19 protein-coding genes are annotated in these 19,046 nt (G+C 71.5%); 11 read left to right on the top strand and 8 right to left on the bottom strand.

The features are described 5' to 3' along the window. Positions 1–3: 3 nt before the first annotated feature. A complete protein-coding gene (hutI, locus tag IE172_RS29970) occupies positions 4–1,182 on the top strand; it encodes an imidazolonepropionase (protein WP_190100476.1) in 1,179 nt (392 codons plus the stop codon). A gap of 92 nt (positions 1,183–1,274) precedes the next feature. Here the strand turns inward: hutI and IE172_RS29965 are convergent, their stop codons facing one another. Next, positions 1,275–2,189, bottom strand: a complete 915-nt coding sequence (locus tag IE172_RS29965) for an RNA polymerase sigma factor SigF (protein ID WP_190100541.1) — start codon at positions 2,187–2,189, stop codon at positions 1,275–1,277. A 259-nt stretch (positions 2,190–2,448) separates the two neighbouring features. On the opposite strand from IE172_RS29965, the gene IE172_RS29960 reads away from it, so the two are divergent. Both IE172_RS29960 and IE172_RS29955 read left to right on the top strand, forming a co-directional pair. Further along, a complete protein-coding gene (locus IE172_RS29960; RefSeq protein ID WP_189560621.1) occupies positions 2,449–2,826 on the top strand; it encodes an STAS domain-containing protein in 378 nt (125 codons plus the stop codon). 242 nt (positions 2,827–3,068) lie between these two features. Beyond that, complete coding sequence (locus IE172_RS29955) at positions 3,069–3,626, top strand: ATP-binding protein (protein WP_190100475.1); 558 nt, start codon at positions 3,069–3,071, stop codon at positions 3,624–3,626. A gap of 229 nt (positions 3,627–3,855) precedes the next feature. Here IE172_RS29955 and IE172_RS29950 read toward each other — a convergent pair whose 3' ends face one another. Beyond that, positions 3,856–5,352, bottom strand: a complete 1,497-nt coding sequence (locus IE172_RS29950) for an oligopeptide:H+ symporter (RefSeq protein ID WP_190100474.1) — start codon at positions 5,350–5,352, stop codon at positions 3,856–3,858. A 514-nt stretch (positions 5,353–5,866) separates the two neighbouring features. On the opposite strand from IE172_RS29950, the gene IE172_RS29945 reads away from it, so the two are divergent. Then, positions 5,867–6,544: a response regulator transcription factor gene (locus tag IE172_RS29945; protein ID WP_190100473.1), complete on the top strand. Its 678-nt coding sequence runs from the start codon at positions 5,867–5,869 to the stop codon at positions 6,542–6,544. A 47-nt stretch (positions 6,545–6,591) separates the two neighbouring features. After that, entirely contained in the window at positions 6,592–7,866 is a 1,275-nt protein-coding gene (locus IE172_RS29940; RefSeq protein WP_190100472.1) for a sensor histidine kinase, read from the top strand. Between the two features lie 28 nt (positions 7,867–7,894). Here IE172_RS29940 and IE172_RS29935 read toward each other — a convergent pair whose 3' ends face one another. Further along, positions 7,895–8,386: a GtrA family protein gene (locus IE172_RS29935; protein ID WP_190100540.1), complete on the bottom strand. Its 492-nt coding sequence runs from the start codon at positions 8,384–8,386 to the stop codon at positions 7,895–7,897. 154 nt (positions 8,387–8,540) lie between these two features. Between IE172_RS29935 and IE172_RS29930 the strand changes: the two genes are divergently transcribed. The 4 genes from IE172_RS29930 (at position 8,541) to IE172_RS29915 (ending at position 12,640) form a co-directional block, all read left to right on the top strand. Further along, positions 8,541–9,680 (top strand): 5-(carboxyamino)imidazole ribonucleotide synthase, encoded by a 1,140-nt coding sequence (locus IE172_RS29930; protein ID WP_190100471.1) that lies wholly within the window; start codon positions 8,541–8,543, stop codon positions 9,678–9,680. Further along, positions 9,677–10,201, top strand: a complete 525-nt coding sequence (gene purE, locus IE172_RS29925) for a 5-(carboxyamino)imidazole ribonucleotide mutase (protein ID WP_190100470.1) — start codon at positions 9,677–9,679, stop codon at positions 10,199–10,201. Before IE172_RS29930 ends, purE begins: the two co-directional genes overlap by 4 nt. Positions 10,202–10,215: 14 nt before the next feature. After that, positions 10,216–11,394 (top strand): dipeptidase, encoded by a 1,179-nt coding sequence (locus IE172_RS29920; RefSeq protein WP_190100469.1) that lies wholly within the window; start codon positions 10,216–10,218, stop codon positions 11,392–11,394. A 118-nt stretch (positions 11,395–11,512) separates the two neighbouring features. Next, entirely contained in the window at positions 11,513–12,640 is a 1,128-nt protein-coding gene (locus IE172_RS29915; RefSeq protein WP_190100468.1) for a dipeptidase, read from the top strand. A gap of 21 nt (positions 12,641–12,661) precedes the next feature. On the opposite strand, the gene IE172_RS29910 is transcribed toward IE172_RS29915, so the two are convergent. Continuing rightward, the gene (locus IE172_RS29910) at positions 12,662–13,054 is read right to left on the bottom strand and encodes a VOC family protein (RefSeq protein ID WP_190100467.1); all 393 of its coding nucleotides are present in this window, start codon (positions 13,052–13,054) and stop codon (positions 12,662–12,664) included. Positions 13,055–13,078: 24 nt separating this feature from the next. Beyond that, on the bottom strand, positions 13,079–13,438 hold the full coding sequence (locus IE172_RS29905) for a VOC family protein (RefSeq protein WP_190100466.1): 360 nt from the start codon (positions 13,436–13,438) through the stop codon (positions 13,079–13,081). Positions 13,439–13,561: 123 nt separating this feature from the next. Here IE172_RS29905 and IE172_RS29900 point away from each other — a divergent pair, with 123 nt between their 5' ends. Continuing rightward, positions 13,562–14,068, top strand: a complete 507-nt coding sequence (locus IE172_RS29900; RefSeq protein WP_190100465.1) for a CGNR zinc finger domain-containing protein — start codon at positions 13,562–13,564, stop codon at positions 14,066–14,068. Positions 14,069–14,327: 259 nt separating this feature from the next. On the opposite strand, the gene IE172_RS29895 is transcribed toward IE172_RS29900, so the two are convergent. Continuing rightward, on the bottom strand, positions 14,328–15,671 hold the full coding sequence (locus IE172_RS29895; RefSeq protein WP_190100464.1) for a UDP-glucose dehydrogenase family protein: 1,344 nt from the start codon (positions 15,669–15,671) through the stop codon (positions 14,328–14,330). Between the two features lie 181 nt (positions 15,672–15,852). Here IE172_RS29895 and IE172_RS29890 point away from each other — a divergent pair, with 181 nt between their 5' ends. Then, positions 15,853–17,010 carry an acyl-CoA dehydrogenase gene (locus IE172_RS29890; RefSeq protein ID WP_190100463.1) on the top strand — a complete coding sequence of 386 codons (1,158 nt, stop codon included), beginning with the start codon at positions 15,853–15,855 and terminating at the stop codon, positions 17,008–17,010. Between the two features lie 67 nt (positions 17,011–17,077). Here IE172_RS29890 and IE172_RS29885 read toward each other — a convergent pair whose 3' ends face one another. Together IE172_RS29885 and IE172_RS29880 are read right to left on the bottom strand one after the other, a co-directional pair. Continuing rightward, a complete protein-coding gene (locus IE172_RS29885) occupies positions 17,078–17,722 on the bottom strand; it encodes a dihydrofolate reductase family protein (RefSeq protein ID WP_190100462.1) in 645 nt (214 codons plus the stop codon). A 66-nt stretch (positions 17,723–17,788) separates the two neighbouring features. After that, on the bottom strand, positions 17,789–18,952 hold the full coding sequence (locus tag IE172_RS29880; RefSeq protein ID WP_190100461.1) for a phospholipase D-like domain-containing protein: 1,164 nt from the start codon (positions 18,950–18,952) through the stop codon (positions 17,789–17,791). Positions 18,953–19,046 lie beyond the last annotated feature (94 nt).

Raw genomic sequence — 19,046 nt, 5'->3', positions numbered from 1 at the left:
ACCATGAGCAGCACCGTCATCAGCGACATCGCCACACTCGTCACCAACGACCCCTCCCTGGACGGCAGCGGCAACTCTCCCCTCGGCCTGGTCCGGGACGCGGCCGTCGTCATCGAGGGCGACCGCGTCGTGTGGACCGGTGAATCAAGCAAAGCACCCGCCACCGACAACCGGGTCGACGCGGCGGGCCGGGCGGTCCTGCCCGGCTTCGTCGACTCCCACTCCCACCTGGTCTTCGCGGGCGACCGCACCGAGGAGTTCAACGCCCGCATGTCCGGCCGCCCCTACGGCGCGGGCGGCATCCGTACGACCGTGGCCGCCACCCGGGCGGCGAGCGACGCGGAACTGGAGGCGAACCTCACCCGCTACCTCACCGAGGCGCTGCGGCAGGGCACCACCACCTTCGAGACCAAGTCCGGCTACGGGCTGACCACCGGGCACGAGGCCCGCGCGCTGCGCCTGGCGGCCCGTCACACCGACGAGGTCACCTTCCTCGGCGCCCACATCGTCGCCCCCGAGTACGCGGACGACCCGGCCGGCTACGTGGAACTGGTCACCGGCGAGATGCTGGACGCCTGCGCGCCGCACGCCCGCTGGATCGACGTGTTCTGCGAGCAGGGCGCCTTCGACGGCGACCAGGCCCGCGCGATCCTCACCGCCGGCCGGGCGAAGGGCCTGCGTCCGCGCGTCCACGCCAACCAGCTCTCGTACGGCCCGGGCGTCCGGCTCGCCGTCGAGCTGGACGCGGCCAGCGCCGACCACTGCACCCACCTCACCGACGCCGACGTGGACGCCCTCGCCGGGGGGAACACCGTCGCCACCCTGCTGCCCGGCGCCGAGTTCTCCACCCGCGCCGAGTGGCCGGACGCCCGCCGGCTGCTGGACGCCGGGGTGACGGTCGCCCTGTCCACCGACTGCAACCCCGGCTCGTCCTTCACGTCCTCCGTCCCCTTCTGCGTCGCCCTCGCCGTGCGGGACATGGGGATGACACCGGACGAGGCGGTGTGGTCGGCCACCGCGGGCGGTGCCGCGGCCCTGCGCCGGGACGACGTCGGCCGCCTGGCCCCGGGCGCGTACGCCGACCTCGTCCTGCTCGACGCCCCGAGCCACGTCCACCTCGCCTACCGGCCGGGTGTCCCGCTGGTCGCCGGGGTGTGGCGCCGGGGCGTCCGCGTGGTGTGACCGGGCAGCCGCCCGCCGGGGTGCCGCGGCAGGCGGAGGGGGCGGCCCGGTCGCGGGCCGCCCCCCGGAGGACGAACGTCACCCGGTGAGGACTACTCCTCGACCGTGAGCCCCTTGCGCAGCTTCACCAGCGTCCGCGACAGCAGACGCGAGACGTGCATCTGGGAGATGCCCAGTTCCTCGCCGATCTCCGACTGGGTCATGCCGGCGACGAAACGCAAGGAGAGGATCTTCCGGTCGCGCGAGGGCAGTTCGGCGATCATCGGCTTCAACGACTCGATGTACTCGATGCCTTCGAGCCCGTGGTCCTCGTAACCGATCCGGTCCGCCAGCGCGCCCTCGGCGTCGTCCTCCTCGGGCTGGGCGTCCAGCGAGGAGGCGGTGTACGCGTTCGACGCCGCCATGCCCTCGACGACCTCGTCGGCCGAGATGCCCAGACGCTCCGCCAGCTCGGCCACCGTCGGCGCGCGGTCGAGCTGCTGGGCCAGTTCGTCACCGGCCTTGGCCAGGTCCAGGCGGAGTTCCTGCAGCCGGCGCGGGACGCGCACGGACCAGGAGGTGTCGCGGAAGAAGCGCTTGACCTCACCGATGATGGTCGGCATCGCGAACGTGGGGAATTCCACACCGCGGGAGAGTTCGAAGCGGTCGATCGCCTTGATCAGCCCGATCGTGCCGACCTGGATGATGTCCTCCATCGGCTCGCTGCGCGTGCGGAAGCGGGAGGCGGCGAACTTGACCAGCGCGAGATTCAGTTCGACGAGCGTGTTGCGTACGTACGAGTACTCGGGGGTGCCTTCCGCCAGCGACTCCAGGCGCTCGAAGAGGGTCTTGGACAGGGCCCGCGCGTCGACCGCGCCCACCTCGTCGTACGGGGGGATCTCCGGTAGTCCGGCGAGTAGGTCGTCAGGGACGACACCCGGGTCGTCCTGCTCGATGGGATCCAGATGTTCCGGAGCGGGTGTCGACGTCGCTTCAGGGGTAGGCGAAGCGTCGAGCCGGGGTGACATGATGTCCTCCATCGTTCTCGGCATATGGCTGCCGAAGCCGATACGTGCACTGCGGTGTGCGGCGCCTCCAAAGCCGGCCGTGTCGGTTACGTGTCGTACTAGCCCTATCGGCTTCCGCGAGCACATCGCAAGTGCGTTCTGTGTGCAAATGTCTGTTTGTGCGTGATTGTTAGAGTGTCGGTGTGTGGCCGGAAGGCGTAATGTTCAAGGGCGTCAGCAAGCAGCCACAGCAGCCACGACGTCGGGAGAGAGAGACGGCATGGACCGCGGGACGGTCGGCAGCGCACAGTCGGGCCGGCTTCTGGTCGAGGTGCGAGAAGAGGGCCCCAGTGCCGTCGTGACTCCGGCGGGTGAGTTGGATCACCACACCGCCGAGTTGTTGCGGGAGCCACTGGAGGGCTGCCTCGCCAAGGGATTCAAGCGTCTTGTCATCGACTGCTCCCGGTTGGAGTTCTGTGACTCCACGGGGCTGAACGTGCTGCTCGGCGCCCGGCTGAAGGCCGAGGCGGCGGGGGGCGGCGTTCATCTCGCCGGAATGCAGTCCGTGGTCGCGCGCGTGTTTGAAATCACGGGAGCGGACGCGGTGTTCACCGTGCACGACACTCTCGAGGCGGCGCTGGCCGACGATTCGGCGTGACCCCGGCGGGCACGCCCGGCGGGGCGATCCCGTCACATCCCTCACAGGACGGTCACATTCGTCGCGCCTTTTCGTGCGAATACGGGGGTGTCCCGTCGGTCCGCCCGGGCAGGAGACTTCCTGAACGGGCTGGACACGGTGGTCGCGAGAGTGCCGGGGACCGGCCGGGCCGTACCGGCGCGACCAACCGAGTACGGAATCCTTTGAAGCCTGAACTGGTGACACGGTGAGGTGAAGCGCTGATGAGCACCACCCGGCCCTATTCGCCGGGCGACCGCGGTTCGGAGGCCGGCGGCGCTTCCGGGACGCCCGGGGGCGCGGTGCCGGCGGCCGGGGGCGCGCCGGAAGGCGGCGTCGCCACGCCGACCGCGCCGTCGGCCTCCCCGGCCGGCGGCGGCGTCCGCCGGCTGAGCTTCGACGACCAGAGCGGCGTCGTCCCGCTGGCCCGTGATTTCACCCGCCAGGCGCTGTACGAGTGGGGCTGGTTGCCCGCCGCCGGCGCGGATCAGCGGGCCGCCGCCGAGGACGTGCTGCTCGTGGTGTCCGAACTGGTCACCAACGCCTGCCTGCACGCCGAAGGGCCCGATCACCTGGCCATCATGTGCGACCGCAAGGTGATCCGGCTGGAGGTCACCGACCGGGGGACGGGGCAGCCGGCCCCGCGCACCCCGCATCAGGCGGGGCGGCCCGGCGGCCACGGCATGTTCATCGTGCAGCGGCTCTGCCTGGACTGGGGCGTCGTCCGCACCCCGGACGTCCCCGGCAAGACCGTCTGGGCAGAACTCGGAACGCCCGGCTGAGCCGGCTCCTGCTCCTGCCGCCCTTCCCGGTGGCGGCGGATCCAGCCCCTCCGGCGTTTGAGGAGCGGGGTCCGGGGCGGAGCCCCGGTTTCGGGACGGGAAGGGGCGGCGGGGGCGAAACCAACGAGCGAGCAGCATGGGCGCCCCCCCCACGAAACCCCGGAGGGTCCCGCATCCGATCGGATGCGGGACCCTCCGTCCGTACGGGCCGGGCCCGAGGGGGATCCGCTCAGCGGACGTCCCCCATGAGGGCCTTGACCTTCTTCCGGTACATCCACACCGCGACACCGGCGAGCACCGCCAGCGTCGCCTCCATCGCCACGACACCCGTCTTGTTCAGGTCGACGCCCGCGATGGACAGCAGACCGGTCGTGGCGTCACCCGCGGTGACGGCCAGGAACCAGACACCCATCATCTGCGACGCGTACTTCGCCGGCGCCATCTTCGTGGTGACCGACAGGCCCACCGGAGACAGCAGCAGCTCACCGACGGTCTGGACGAAGTAGATCGCCACCAGCCACAGCGCCGCCGCCTTGTGACCGCCCTCGGCGATCGACAGCGGGGCCAGGAACAGGAAGAACGAGACACCGACCAGCACCAGGCCGGAGGCGAACTTCACGATCGTGCTCGGCTCCTTGCCGCGCCGGTTCAGCGCCAGCCAGATCCAGGCGAAGACCGGGGCCAGCGCCATGATCAGGACCGGGTTGACCGACTGGTACCAGGAGACCGGGAACTCCCAGCCGAAGACGCTGTTCTCGGCCGAGGAGTCGGCGAAGATCGACAGGGTCGAGCCGCCCTGGTCGTAGATCATCCAGAAGATCGCGGCGGCGACGAAGAACCAGATGTACGCGGACATCTTCGACTGCTCGGTGCGGTCCAGGTCCTTGTCGCGCTTGATGCGGGCGATCACCATCACCGGCACGATCACACCGAGCAGCGTCAGCGGGACCAGCACCCAGTTCAGGGTGTAGGTGCCGGTGACGCCGAGGACGGTGTACGCGACGACGGCGATGCCGGCCCACAGCGCGGACTTGCGCAGCGTCGAGGCCCGCTCCTGGGCGGACAGCGGCTTCGGGACGACGCTCGACCGGGGGTCGAGGTGGCGGCTGCCCAGCAGGAACTGCGCCACACCGAGGCCCATGCCGACCGCGGCGAGCGCGAAGCCCAGGTGCCAGTTGACGCTCTCACCGATGGTGCCGATGATCAGCGGCGCGGCGAAGGCACCCAGGTTGATGCCCATGTAGAAGACGGTGAAGCCACCGTCCCGGCGCGGGTCGTCCGGACCCTGGTACAGCTGGCCCACCATCGTGGAGATGTTGGCCTTCAGCAGACCGGAGCCGATGGCGACCAGGCCGAGTCCCGCGTAGAAGGTCCCGGAGGACGGCAGGGCCAGCGTCAGGTGGCCCAGCATGATGATGCCGCCGGCGACGGCGACGGTCTTGCGGGGGCCCCAGACACGGTCGCCGAACCAGCCGCCCGGCATCGTGAGCAGGTACACCAGCGAGAGGTAGACCGAGTAGATCGCGGTAGCGGTGCCCGCGCTCAGGCCCAGACCGCCGGGCGCGACGAGGTACAGCGGGAGGAGGGCCCTCATGCCGTAGTAGGAGAACCTCTCCCACATCTCGGTCATGAAGAGAGTGGCCAGTCCGCGGGGGTGGCCGAAGAAGGTCTTCTCGGAACCGGGGGTGCCCGGTGAGACCGAGTCCTTCGTCAGGCTGGACGCCATGGTCGTTCCTTGCTGTCGGGACGCGTCGCGGATGCGTGAGCGCGCCCGGTGGGGGGCAGGCCGGCACCGGCGGTGCGGAACCGTCCACCCCACGCCCTGGGGCGGCCGCTCCGGGTCACGGAGCGGCGGACGGCGACCACCGGGATCCACGCCTCCGCCGTGCGTCTACGCGCGGTGAGGCCCGGCCACAGGTCATTTCTTACGGGGTCGGCGGAAAACCGGCCCGCACGCAAAAGAGACCCTCGGCGTCGACTGCGCCAAAGGTCCCCGTGGTGCAACAGGCGTGGATTCACCATACGGCAGGACAGTGCCGGATATGGAAGGACTTGAGACACGGATCACAGGTGCAACCGGAACCGCGCTCACCCATTCGAAGGTCCCACCCAGGATCGCACCCCACAGCGCCTGGTCCGTACCAGGGATCGCGAAGGTGAGAGACGGGTAGGCAGCGGGTAAGGACCGGGCCCGGCGATCACACCCCTCGGCCCACCGCGACGGGACTACCATCACTGCCATGACCCGTGTACTGCTCGCCGAGGACGACGCGTCCATCTCGGAGCCGCTGGCCCGCGCCCTGCGCAGGGAGGGCTACGAAGTCGAGGTGCGTGAGGACGGACCCGGCGCACTCGAGGCCGGGATGCGGGGCGGCATCGACCTGGTGGTGCTGGACCTCGGCCTGCCCGGCATGGACGGCCTGGAGGTCGCCCGCCGGCTCCGCTCCGAGGGGCACACGGTTCCGCTGCTCATCCTCACCGCCCGCGCCGACGAGGTGGACACCGTCGTGGGCCTGGACGCGGGCGCCGACGACTACGTCACCAAGCCGTTCCGCCTCGCCGAACTGCTCGCCCGGGTACGGGCCCTGCTGCGGCGCGGCTCCACCGAGCCCCAGCAGCCGCCCGCCACCCACGGGGTGCGCATCGACGTCGAGTCGCACCGGGCGTGGATGGGTGAGGAGGAGCTCCAGCTGACCGCCAAGGAGTTCGACCTGCTGCGTGTCCTGGTGCGGGACGCGGGCCGGGTCGTCACCCGCGACCAGCTCATGCGCGAGGTCTGGGACACCACCTGGTGGTCCTCCACCAAGACCCTCGACATGCACATCTCCTGGCTGCGCAAGAAGCTGGGCGACGACGCCGCCAACCCCCGTTACATCGCGACCGTGCGCGGAGTGGGTTTCCGCTTCGAGAAGAGCTGAACCCCGCCCGGGGTTCGCCAGTGGGCAAGAGCAGTGGGTAAGAGAACATGCGCCGCCGTCTGATCCAGTCCACGCTCGCCGTGGTCCTCGTCGTGATCGCCGTCTTCGGCGTCTCCCTGGTGATCGTCGAGACCCGCACGATCACCGAGACCGCCAGGGAGCGGGTGGAGTCCGAGGCGGTCCGGCTGGCCAGCATCGTCGACAGCCGGCTGCTCGTCGAGGACAAGGTCACCGCCGAGGTCCTCGACGACCAGATCACCGAGGACCGGTACGCCGTCGTCCGCATCCCCGGCAAGCCGCCCATCGAGGTCGGCGCCAAGCCGGACGGCGACGTCATCAGCGCCACCGCGCCCGGTGAGGAGGGCGAGACGGTCACCGTCCAGGAGCCGCGCTCCTCGGTGACCCGGGAGGTCGGCCGTACGCTGCTGATCATCGGCCTGGTGGCGCTCCTCGCGGTGATCGCGGCGGTGCTGCTGGCGGTCCGCCAGGCCAACCGGCTCGCCTCCCCGCTGACCGACCTCGCGGAGACCGCCGAGCGCCTCGGCTCCGGCGACCCGCGCCCCCGCCACCGCCGCTACGGCGTCCCCGAGCTGGACCGGGTCGCGGACGTGCTGGACTCCTCGGCCGAGCGGATCGGCCGCATGCTGACCGCCGAGCGGCGCCTGGCCGCCGACGCCTCCCACCAGCTGCGCACGCCCCTGACCGCCCTGTCCATGCGCCTGGAGGAGATCACCCTCACCGACGACCCGGAGACGGTGAAGGAGGAAGCCACGATCGCGCTGACCCAGGTGGAGCGGCTGACGGACGTGGTGGAGCGGCTGCTGACCAACTCCCGCGACCCGCGCACGGGCTCCGCGGTCACCTTCGACCTCGACGAGGTGATCAAGCAGCAGCTCGCCGAGTGGCGTCCCGCCTACCGCAGCGCGGGCCGGGCGATCGTCACCTCCGGCAAGCGGGAGCTGCGGGCGGTGGGCACGCCGGGCGCGGTCGCCCAGGTGCTGGCCGCGCTGATCGAGAACTCGCTGATGCACGGCGGCGGCACGGTCGCGCTGCGCACCCGGGTCACCGGCAACCAGGTCGTCGTGGAGGTCACCGACGAGGGCCCCGGCGTCCCCGCCGACCTCGGCGCGCGGATCTTCGAGCGGGCCATCAGCGGCCGCAACTCCACCGGCATCGGGCTCGCCGTGGCCCGGGACCTGGCGGAGGCGGACGGCGGCCGCCTGGAGATGCTCCAGGCCAACCCGGCCGTCTTCGGTCTGTTCCTCTCCCGCACGCCCCCGCAGAAGTCACGGGACGACGACAACCGCCGGCCGGTGCGCTGACGGGCCCGCGGCAGGGGCCGGCCCGCCTCTACGGCACCCGCTGCTGCGGCTTGCGGCGCTGGGTGAGCCGGTCCGATCCCGCCACCGGTCCCCGGGCCGGGAGCGCGCGGAACACCCACGTGCGGTAGGACCAGAAGCGGAACAGCGTCGCGACACCGATGCCGAGGAACTTGAAGATGTTGCTCTGCAGCGGGCTGTCCCAGCCGAAGCCGTACGTCGCCGCGTACAGGATGCCGTTCTCGATCACCAGGCCGATGGCGCTGTACAGCAGGAACAGGGACATCTCCCGGGTGCGCCGGGACTTGTCGCGGTCGCGGTAGGTGAAGTACCGGAAACCGATGTAGTTGAAGATGATCGCCACGATCGTGGCGATGACGCCCGCCCGGACCACCTGGAGGTCGGTCACCTGTCTGACCAGGTTGAACACGCCCAGGTTGACCAGTACTCCGGCTCCCCCCACCGCGCCGAACTTGGCCACTTCCCGGAAGATCCGTCGAAGCCCCGAGGAACCGCGTTCCATCGCCTGCAGGCTCCCGTCCGTCGAATGCGTCAACCCGGCCATGCTAACCACCCACCCGCGTGATCTTCCTGCGGACGCGGACGGTGACCGCGGGTCCTCCCGTGCCGGCGGGCGCGAAATCGGCCACCGTGGCGTGTGCCGATACCCTGGGCTCGTGACGTTCCCGGTAGTCGGCATGGTCGGCGGTGGCCAGCTCGCTCGTATGACACACGAGGCGGGCATCCCGCTCGGCATCAGGTTCAAGCTCCTCAGTGACACTCCGCAGGATTCCGCGGCTCAGGTCGTCGGCGATGTCGTCGTCGGCGACTACCGCGACCTGGAGACGCTGCGCGCCTTCGCGCGCGGCTGCGACGTGATCACCTTCGACCACGAGCACGTGCCCACCGAGCACCTCAGGGCCCTGGAGGCGGACGGCATCCCCGTCCGCCCCGGCCCCGAGGCGCTGGTGCACGCCCAGGACAAGGGCGTGATGCGCGCGAGGCTCGACGCGATCGGCGTGCCGTGCCCACGGCACCGCATCGTCGCCGACCCCGAGGACGTGGCCGCGTTCGCGGCCGAGGGGGACGGCTTCCCGGTCGTCCTCAAGACGGTCCGCGGCGGGTACGACGGCAAGGGCGTGTGGGTCGTCGACTCCGCCGAGGAGGCGGCCGAGCCGTTCAAGGCCGGTGTTCCCGTCCTCGCCGAGGAGAAGGTCGACTTCGTGCGCGAGCTGGCCGCCAACGTGGTCCGCTCCCCGCACGGCCAGGCCGTCGCCTACCCGGTCGTCGAGTCGCAGCAGGTGAACGGTGTCTGCGACACCGTGATCGCGCCCGCGCCGGACCTCGACGAGGAGCTGGCGCTGCGCGCCGAGGAGATGGCGCTGAACATCGCGGGGGAACTCGGCGTCGTCGGCCACCTCGCCGTCGAGCTGTTCCAGACCCGGGACGGCCGCATCCTCGTCAACGAACTCGCGATGCGCCCGCACAACTCCGGCCACTGGTCCATGGACGGCGCGATCACCAGCCAGTTCGCCAACCACGTCCGCGCCGTCCTCGACCTCCCCCTCGGCGACCCGCGCCCGCGCGCGAAGTGGACGGTCATGGTCAACGTCCTCGGCGGCGACTACCCGGACATGTACTCCGCGTACCTGCACTGCATGGCCCGCGACCCCCAGCTGAAGATCCACATGTACGGCAAGGACGTGAAGCCCGGCCGCAAGGTCGGACACGTGAACACCTACGGCGACGACCTGGACGACGTGCTGGAGCGCGCCCGTCACGCAGCCGGCTACCTGAGAGGCACGATCACCGAATGAGTCCTGTTGTCGGCATCGTCATGGGGTCCGACTCCGACTGGCCCGTCATGGAGGCGGCGGCGAAGGCGCTCGACGAGTTCGAGGTCGCCTACGAGGTCGACGTCGTCTCCGCGCACCGCATGCCCCGCGAGATGATCGCGTACGGCGAGCAGGCCGCGGACCGCGGGCTCAAGGTGATCATCGCGGGTGCGGGCGGCGCCGCCCACCTGCCCGGCATGCTCGCCTCCGTCACGCCGCTGCCCGTCATCGGCGTCCCCGTGCCGCTGAAGTACCTGGACGGCATGGACTCCCTGCTGTCCATCGTGCAGATGCCCGCCGGTGTCCCGGTCGCCACCGTCTCCGTGGGCGGCGCCCGCAACGCGGGCCTGCTCGCGGCCCGTGTGCTCGCCGCGCACGACGAGGAACTCCTCGGCCGCATGCGGGAGTTCCAGCAGGAACTGAACGACCAGGCCACCGAGAAGGGCAAGCGGCTGCGGGCCAAGGCCGAGGGGTCCGGCGCCGGTTTCGGCTTCGGAAAGTGAGCGGGGTGGGTGCCATGACGTCCCTCGACGACGCCCGCGCGCTGCTGGCCGAGTTCCCCGTCGTCGACGGGCACAACGACCTGCCGTGGGCGCTGCGCGAACAGGTCCGCTACGACCTCGCCGCCCGTGACATCGCCGACGACCAGTCGGCCCACCTGCACACCGACATCCCCCGGCTGCGCGCGGGCGGGATCGGGGCGCAGTTCTGGTCGGTGTACGTCCGCGCGGACCAGCCGGACCCGGTGCCGGCGACGCTGGAACAGATCGACTGCGTACGGCGGCTGCTGGAGCGTCACCCGCGGGACCTGGCACCGGCGCTGACGGCCGCCGACATGGAGGCGGCGCGCGGTGAGGGCCGCATCGCCTCGCTGATGGGCGCGGAGGGCGGCCACTCCATCGCCAACTCCCTGGGGACGTTGCGCGGGTTGTACGACCTCGGCGTGCGCTACCTGACGCTCACCCACAACTACAACGTGGCGTGGGCGGATTCGGCGACGGACGAGCCCGGGGTGGGCGGCCTGTCGGCGTTCGGCCGCGAGGTGGTGCGGGAGATGAACCGGCTCGGCATGCTGGTCGACCTCTCCCACGTCGCCGCGACGACCATGCGGGACGCGCTGGACGCCACGTCCGCGCCGGTGATCTTCTCCCATTCCTCCGCCCGGGCGGTCTGCGACCACCCGCGCAACATCCCGGACGACGTCCTGGAGCGGCTGCCCGCCAACGGCGGTGTCGCGATGGTGACGTTCGTGCCGAAGTTCGTGCTCCAGGCGGCCGTCGACTGGACGGCGGCGGCCGACGAGAACATGCGCGCGCACGGCTTCCACCACCTCGACACCACGGCCGAGGGAATGAAGGTGCACCGCGCCTTCGAGGAGAGCCACCCGCGCCCGGTGGCGACGGTGGCCACCGTGGCCGACCACCTGGACCACATGCGTGAGGTCGCCGGCATCGACCACCTCGGCATCGGCGGCGACTACGACGGCACGGCCTTCACCCCCGACGGCCTCGCCGACGTCTCCGCCTACCCGAACCTGATCGCCGAGCTCCTCGACCGCGGCTGGTCCCGGCCGGACCTGGCCAAGCTGACCTGGCAGAACGCGGTACGGGTCCTGGGCGCCGCGGAGGACGTCTCCCGCGACCTGCGCACCACCCGCGCCCCCTCCCACGCCACCCTGGAGTCCCTGGACTCCTGACCCTTCCGCGGGCGGCGGGAGCGGGGCGTACCCCCGAACGGCGCGTTCACCAGGAAACAGCCGGGTGCTCCGTGCGACGGTGGCCTCACTGCCGAGGTCACGACGTACGGAGCCCGTGATGGCCGATCTCCAGGACGACCTGCACACCGCCGCCGAGGTCGGCCGTGTCGACGAGCCGTCTCCCGAGGAGGCGGTGGTGGTCGGGCCGGAGGACTACGAACCCGTCTCCGACCCGGACGACGCCCCGCTGACCCGTGCCCGCGCCGTCCTCGCCGCGCACCCCGTCGCCGACGGCTACAGCGGACTGCCCGCGGCGTTGCGCCGGCTGCCCTGGTACGACCTCGACCTCGGGGAGAGCGCCGTCGACGCGGACATGCCCCGGCTGCGCAAGGGTCAGGTGGGCGCCGTGTTCTGGTCCCTGCACCTGCCCGAGGGGTACGGCGGCGACCGGGCCGTGGGCGCGACGCTGGAGCAGCTGGACCTGGCGAAGGCGGTGGTCGCCGCCCACGACCAGGGCCTGCGGCCCGCCCGTACCGCCGGGGAGGTCGCCGACGCCCGCAACTGCGGCCGGGTGGCCGTCCTGTTCGGTCCCGCCGGTGCCGCCGCCCTCGGTGACTCGCTGAGCGTCCTGCGCTCGCTGCACACCCTGGGGCTGCGCGTCCTCACCCTGACCGGCACGTCCTGGGCCGGTGCCGGCGGGCTCACCCGGTTCGGTGAGGAGGTCGTCCGGGAGATGAACCGGGTCGGGATGGTCGCCGACCTCTCGCACGCCTCCGTCCCGACGGCCCGCCGGGTCCTCGCCCTGTCCAAGGCGCCCGTGCTGTTCACCCGCTCCGGCGCCGGCGCCCTGCGCCCCCACCCGGCCAACCTGCCCGACGACCTGCTCACCGAGGTGGGCCGGGCCAGGGGGGTGTGCCTGGTGCCGCTGACCGCCGAGCAGTGCGGCCCGACCGTCCGTGACGTCGCCGACCACCTCGACCACGTGCGCGCCCTCGCCGGAGCGGAGTGCGTGGGCCTGTCCGGCACCTACGACACCGGCAGCGCCCACCCGCAGGAGCTGCACGACCCCTCCTGCTATCCCGCGCTGATCGCCGAACTGCTGCGGCGCGGCTGGGAGGAGTCCGACGTAACCCTGCTGACGTGGGGAAACGTACGGCGGGTGCTGCGCGGCGCGGACTTCACGGCCCACACCGCCCAGCACCGCCGCCCGCCGTCCACGGCGACGATCACCGACCTGGACGGCTGAGCCGCCGGTCCGGCCGGGCCGTCACGGCTGTTCGATCCGGCACAGGCAGAACGGGTGGCCCGCGGGGTCGGCGTAGACCCGGAAGTCCTTGGTCTCGTAGTCCTCCCGGTCAAGCACCCGTGCCCCCAGCGCCAGTACCTTCGCCTCGGCCGCGTCGACCTCGTCCCAGGTCGCCCCGGCGTCGAAGTCGAGGTGGAACTGCTGGGAGCCGTGGTCGGCGCGCGGCCACTCGGGCGGGGTGTGGTCCGGCGACCGCTGGAAGGCCAGCCGCGGGCCCGCCGGCACGTCGAGCACCACCCAGTCCGCGTCCTCCTCCACCGGTGTGCCGCCACCGACGGCCGCGTAGAAGACCGCCAGTTCACGCGGGTCGGGACAGTCGAGGACGACATTGCGCAGACGGGCCACGGCGGTCATGCGTTCTCCCGGCAGGTAGGTACGTCAGCAGGCACAGAGGCAGAACGGGTGCCCGGCCGGGTCGGCGTAAACCCGGAAGGTCCGCGACCGGTCCTGCGTGTCCAGCGGCTTCGCGCCGAGCGCCAGCGCCTCCTTCTCGGCGGCGTCCAGGTCGTCGACGGTCAGGTCCAGGTGGAACTGCTGCGAGCCGTCCGTCTCCGGCCAGCGCGGCGGCACGTGCCCGGGGGCCTCCTGGAAGGCCAGCGTCGGACCGCCGGGCACCTCCAGGTCCACCCAGCGGCCCTCCCCCTCGACCGTGCCGCCCACGAGCGCGGCGTAGAACCCGGCCAGCGCACGCGGATCGGGACAGTCCAGGACGACGGCTCCGACCTTGGCAACGGGCATGACTTCCTCCTTGAAGCGCGGGAGTTACCCATAGGGGTGGGTAACCGGTAACCGTTACTGCATGCTGCACCATAGGAGGTAACGCCGCAAGGGAGTGGGGGATCCGGGAGGTACCGTCCAGACATGAGCGAGAGAGCGGCCGCGCCCGGGCGGGTGGCCCTGGTCCAGGCGCTGGTCAACACGGTGGACCTGGAGACGGGCGTCGACGCGCTGGACACCCCGGAGGGCCGCGCGCCCTTCGGTCTCACCGAGGACACCGCCGGCTCCGCCCGCGAACTGCGCGAGTCGCTGCGCGCGACCCTCCTCGCGCACGCCGGCCACCCCCCGCACCGCGCCGTCACCCCGCTGGGCGACCTGCTGGCCCGGGCGCCCCTGGTGGTGACGGTCGATCCCGCCGACGGCTCGGCCGCCCTCGCACCGGTCGACGAGGGGCCCCTGCTGTCCCGGATCGCCGCCGCCGTCGCCGAAGGCGTCACGGCGGGCACCTGGAGCCGGCTGAAGGCCTGCGAGGCCGTCACCTGCCACTGGGCGTACTACGACCGCAGCCCCGCCGGACGCGGCCGCTGGTGCTCCATGCAGGTGTGCGGTGCCCGCGCCAAGATGCGCCGGTACCGGGCGAAGGAGGCGTGAGCGCCCCACCGGAGGTACGGGGGTCCGTGCGGGTCGCCGGTCGTCCGCGGCGCGGTCGTGGCCGGTCGCGCGGTTCCCCCCGTGAGGATGCCGCCCCACTCCACCGGGACGTCCCCGAAGGGCGCGTAGCCCCACCGCGCCCGTGCCCGGTGGGGCAGAATGCTGCGGTACGCCGGTTCGGCCGACTGAGCCTCGGCCGAACCGGCGTCACCCGTTCGTCCCGTAGCGCCCCGCCAGGGCCGGGCCCCGGCTCAGGCCCTCAGGCCGTCGGGCGTCCCATCGCGCGGAAGCGCCAGCCGGCCTTCCGCCACACCTCGGCGTCGAGCGCGCCCCGGCCGTCGAGGATCAGCCGCTCGGCCGCCACCTCGCCCAGCTCCGCCGGGTCCAGCTCCCGGAACTCCCGCCACTCCGTCAGGTGCAGGACGACATCGGCGCCCCGCACCGCCTCCAGCGCCGAGTCCGCGTACCCCAGCGTCGGGAAGAGGCTGCGGGCGTTGTCCATGCCCTTCGGGTCGTACACCGTGACCTGGCCGCCCTGGAGGTGGATCTGCCCGGCCACGTTCAGCGCGGGCGAGTCCCGGACGTCGTCCGAGTCCGGCTTGAAGGTGGCGCCGAGCACCGCGACCCGCTTGCCCAGGAACGGACCGCCGCCCAGAGCCTGCCGCGTCAGCTCCACCATCCGGCCGCGCTGGCGCATGTTGATCGAGTCGATCTCCCGCAGGAACGTCAGCGCCTGGTCCGCGCCCAGCTCACCGGCGCGCGCCATGAACGCCCGGATGTCCTTGGGCAGACAGCCGCCGCCGAAGCCGATCCCGGCCCGCAGGAACTTCTTCCCGATCCGGTCGTCGTGACCGATGGCCTCCGCCAGCCGGGCGACGTCCCCGCCCGTGGCCTCGCACAGCTCCGCCATCGCGTTGATGAAGGAGATCTTGGTGGCCAGGAAGGAGTTCGCGGAGGTCTTCACCAGCTCCGCCGTCGGGAAGTCCGTCACCACGAACGGCGAGCCCTCCCCGACCGGTGTGGCGTACACCTCGCGCAGCAGCTTCTCCGCCCGCTCGCCGCGCACGCCCACCACGATCCGGTCCGGGTGCAGCGTGTCCTGCACGGCGAAGCCCTCGCGCAGGAACTCCGGGTTCCACGCCAGCTCCGCGTCCTCACCGGCCGGGGCGTGCTCCGCCAGGTAGGCGGCCAGCCGGTCGGCCGAACCGACGGGCACCGTCGACTTGCCGACGACCAGCGCGGGATCCTTCAGGTGCGGCGCGAGCGAGGCGATCGCGGAGTCCACGTACGACATGTCGCAGGCGTACTCGCCGTGCCGCTGCGGGGTGTTCACGCACACGAAGTGGACGTCGCCGAACTCGCCCACCTCGGCCCAGTCCATGGTGAACCGCAGCCGCCCGGTCGAGCCCTCGATCCCGGCGACGTGCCGGCGCAGCAGTTCCTCCAGCCCCGGTTCGTACATCGGGACCTCACCGCGCCGGAGCTTGTCGATCTTCTCCGGTACGACGTCGAGGCCCAGCACCTCGAACCCCAGCTCCGCCATGGCCGCCGCGTGCGTCGCTCCGAGATAACCGGTGCCGATCACGGTGATCTTGAGGGCCATGGGTGCTCCAGGGGTAAACGGCATGCAGTGCGCGCCCGAGCATAGCCGGGGGCGGGGGAGGGGCACCTTCCGGCTGTCGTCAAGCTCACCTATCCACCACCGTCGGGGAAGGCATAAAGTTTGAGTTACTTAACGGTAGTTAGCGTGCCCAGCATCGCAGCGTTTTGGAGCGTGAGAGACCTTGGCCGGATCGGCTGACTTCGACCTGTACCGCCCGTCCGAGGAGCACGACATGCTCCGCGACGCCGTCCGCTCGCTGGCCGAGGCGAAGATCGCGCCCTACGCCGCCGCGGTGGACGAGGAGGCCCGCTTCCCCCGGGAGGCCCTGGACGCGCTGACCGCGAACGACCTGCACGCCGTCCACGTACCCGAGGAGTACGGCGGCGCCGGCGCGGACGCCCTGGCCACGGTGATCGTGATCGAGGAGGTGGCCCGCGTCTGCGCGTCCTCCTCCCTCATCCCCGCCGTGAACAAGCTGGGCTCGCTGCCGGTCATCCTCTCCGGCTCGGAGGCGCTGAAGAGGAAGTACATGACCCCGCTCGCCAAGGGCGACGGCATGTTCTCCTACTGCCTCTCCGAGCCGGACGCCGGCTCCGACGCGGCCGGCATGAAGACCAAGGCGGTCCGCGACGGCGACGCCTACGTCCTCAACGGCGTGAAGCGCTGGATCACCAACGCCGGCGAGTCCGAGTTCTACACGGTGATGGCCGTCACCGACCCCACCAAGCGCTCCAAGGGCATCTCCGCCTTCGTCGTCGAGAAGTCCGACGAGGGTGTCTCCTTCGGTGCCCCCGAGAAGAAGCTCGGCATCAAGGGCTCGCCCACCCGCGAGGTCTACCTGGACAACGTGCGCATCCCCGCCGACCGGATGATCGGCGAGGAGGGCACCGGCTTCGCCACCGCGATGAAGACGCTGGACCACACCCGCATCACCATCGCCGCCCAGGCCCTCGGCATCGCCCAGGGCGCCCTCGACTACGCCAAGGGCTACGTCACCGAGCGCAAGCAGTTCGGCAAGCCGATCGCCGACTTCCAGGGCATCCAGTTCATGCTCGCCGACATGGCCATGAAGATCGAAGCCGCCCGCCAGCTGACCTACGCCGCCGCGGCCAAGTCCGAGCGCGGCGACGCGGATCTCACCTTCCAGGGCGCCGCCGCCAAGTGCTTCGCCTCCGACGTCGCCATGGAGGTCACCACGGACGCCGTCCAGCTCCTCGGCGGCTACGGCTACACCCGCGACTACCCGGTCGAGCGGATGATGCGCGACGCGAAGATCACGCAGATCTACGAGGGCACCAACCAGGTCCAGCGGATCGTGATGGCCCGCAACCTGCCGTAACGGCGGACGCGGCAGGGGGCGCCCGGTCACCGGGCGCCCCCTGCCGCTGCCCGGGCGCGTCCGCGGCTCACCTTCTCCAGAACAGGTGGTGGACGACCCCGCTCGGACTGGGGACGACCTCCAGGTGGAAGCGGTCGAGCAGCTCCTCGGGGGACTCCCAGAGCCGCAGTCCGGAACCGAGCTCCACCGGCGCCACCGCCACGTGCAGGGTGTCCACCAGACCGGCGTCGAGGAACTCCCGGACGGTGGTGACCCCGCCGCCGAGGCGTACGTCCTTGCCCCCGGCCGCCTCCCGCGCCCGTTCCAGGACGGCGGCCGGCTCGCCGTCGACGAAGTGGAACGTGGTGTCGGAGAGCGTGAAGGACGGACGCTCGTGGTGGGTCATCACGAACACCGGGGTGCGGAAGGGGGGCTCGTCCCCCCACCAGCCCCGCCACTCGTGGTCCTGCCAGGGCCCGCGCTGCGGCCCGAACTTGTTGCGCCCCATGATCTCGGCGCCGATGTTGTGGGTGAAGTCCCGGGTGAAGTAGTCGTCGAGCCCCCGCGTTCCTCCCGGTTCGGTGCGGTTGGGCCAGCTCGCGGTGGCGCCGGCCCAGCCCATCAGCCGGCCGGGATCGACGTGGCCGAACGGACGCTCGAGGCTCTGGTCCTCACCGGCGCCGATCCCGTCGCTCGAGACGGTGAAGTTCTGCACTCTCAGCAGCTGGGGCACGCTTCCTCCTGAACCGTCGGTGACAGGGGAAGACTCCCCCGGCCGGCCGGACTCATCGGCGTGCCGTCACAGGAAACGCCGGATCGGAGTCACCGCCGCCTCGGCGAGCCGCGCGGTCAGGGGGCGGCGCTTCCAGCGGGCCGGGTCGATCGGCTCGCTCACCTTGCGGTCGGCGTCGAAGTCGGCGTCGAGCTGCGCGGTGAAGTCCTCGTCGAGCACGGCCAGCATGACCTCCTCGTCGTGCTCGAGGGAGCGGCGGTTGAAGTTGGTGGAGCCGATCAGGGAGCAGACGCCGTCCACCGTGATGATCTTCGTGTGGAGCATGGTCGGCTGGTACTCCCGCACCTCCACACCCGCGTCGACCAGGGTCTGGTAGTGCTGCCGCCCGGCCAGCAGGCAGGCCCGCTGGTCGGTGTGCGGGCCCGGCAGCAGGATCTCCACCCGCACCCCCCGGCGCGCGGCGTCGGCCAGCAGGCCGATGAAGTAGGGGTCGGGCGCGAAGTAGGCGGTGGAGAGCCGGAAACGCTCCTGCGCCGAGGTGATCACCACGCGCAGCAGCGTCTGCATGTCCTGCCAGCCGAAGCTGGCCGACCCCCGCACCACCTGCACCGTGGCGTTGCCCGGCTGTTCCTGGGAGGTGAAGCGGTCGTGGTCGTCGTACAGGTCGTCGTGGCACTCGGCCCAGTTCTGCGCGAAGGCGGCGGCTATGCCGTCCACGGCGGGCCCCCTGACCTTGACGTGGGTGTCGCGCCACTCGCCCGGGTGGCGGGCGTCACCGCACCACTCCTCGGCGATGCCGACGCCCCCGGTGAAGGCGGTGTGCTCGTCGGTGACCAGGACCTTGCGGTGACAGCGGTGGTTCTGCCGCATCGGTGACAGCCGTGTGGGCTTGCGGAACCAGGCCACCTGCACGCCCGCCCCCTTCATGGCCTTCAGCAGGTCCGGCTCGATCTCCTTGGCGCCGAACCCGTCCAGCAGCAGCCGTACGCGGACGCCCGCGCGGGCCCGCTCGGACAGCGCGTCGGCGAACTCGCGCGCGATGTCGCCGCGCCAGTACACGAAGGTCATCATGTCGACCGTGTGCTCCGCGGCGCGGACGGCGGCCAGCATCTCGGGGAAGATCTGGTCACCGTTGCGCAGGGGGACGAGCTCGTTCCCCTCGGTGGCGGCGATGCCGATGAGCCGCTCCAGCCGTCTGCGCAGCCGCTTTCTCTCCGTCTGTGGTGTCACGTCTCTTCTCTCCCTGTGCCGCTCGTCGAGCCCTCCTGGCGTGGCCGGTCCGACCGGGGCGCCTCACCTCTTGTTGCCGTTGCCGGTCGTTCCA

Source organism: Streptomyces griseoflavus (assembly GCF_014649995.1).
In the GTDB taxonomy this organism is placed as follows: domain Bacteria; phylum Actinomycetota; class Actinomycetes; order Streptomycetales; family Streptomycetaceae; genus Streptomyces; species Streptomyces griseoflavus.
The sequence above is the reverse complement of the archived record's forward strand: the minus strand, read 5'-3'. Positions and strand labels throughout refer to the sequence as shown.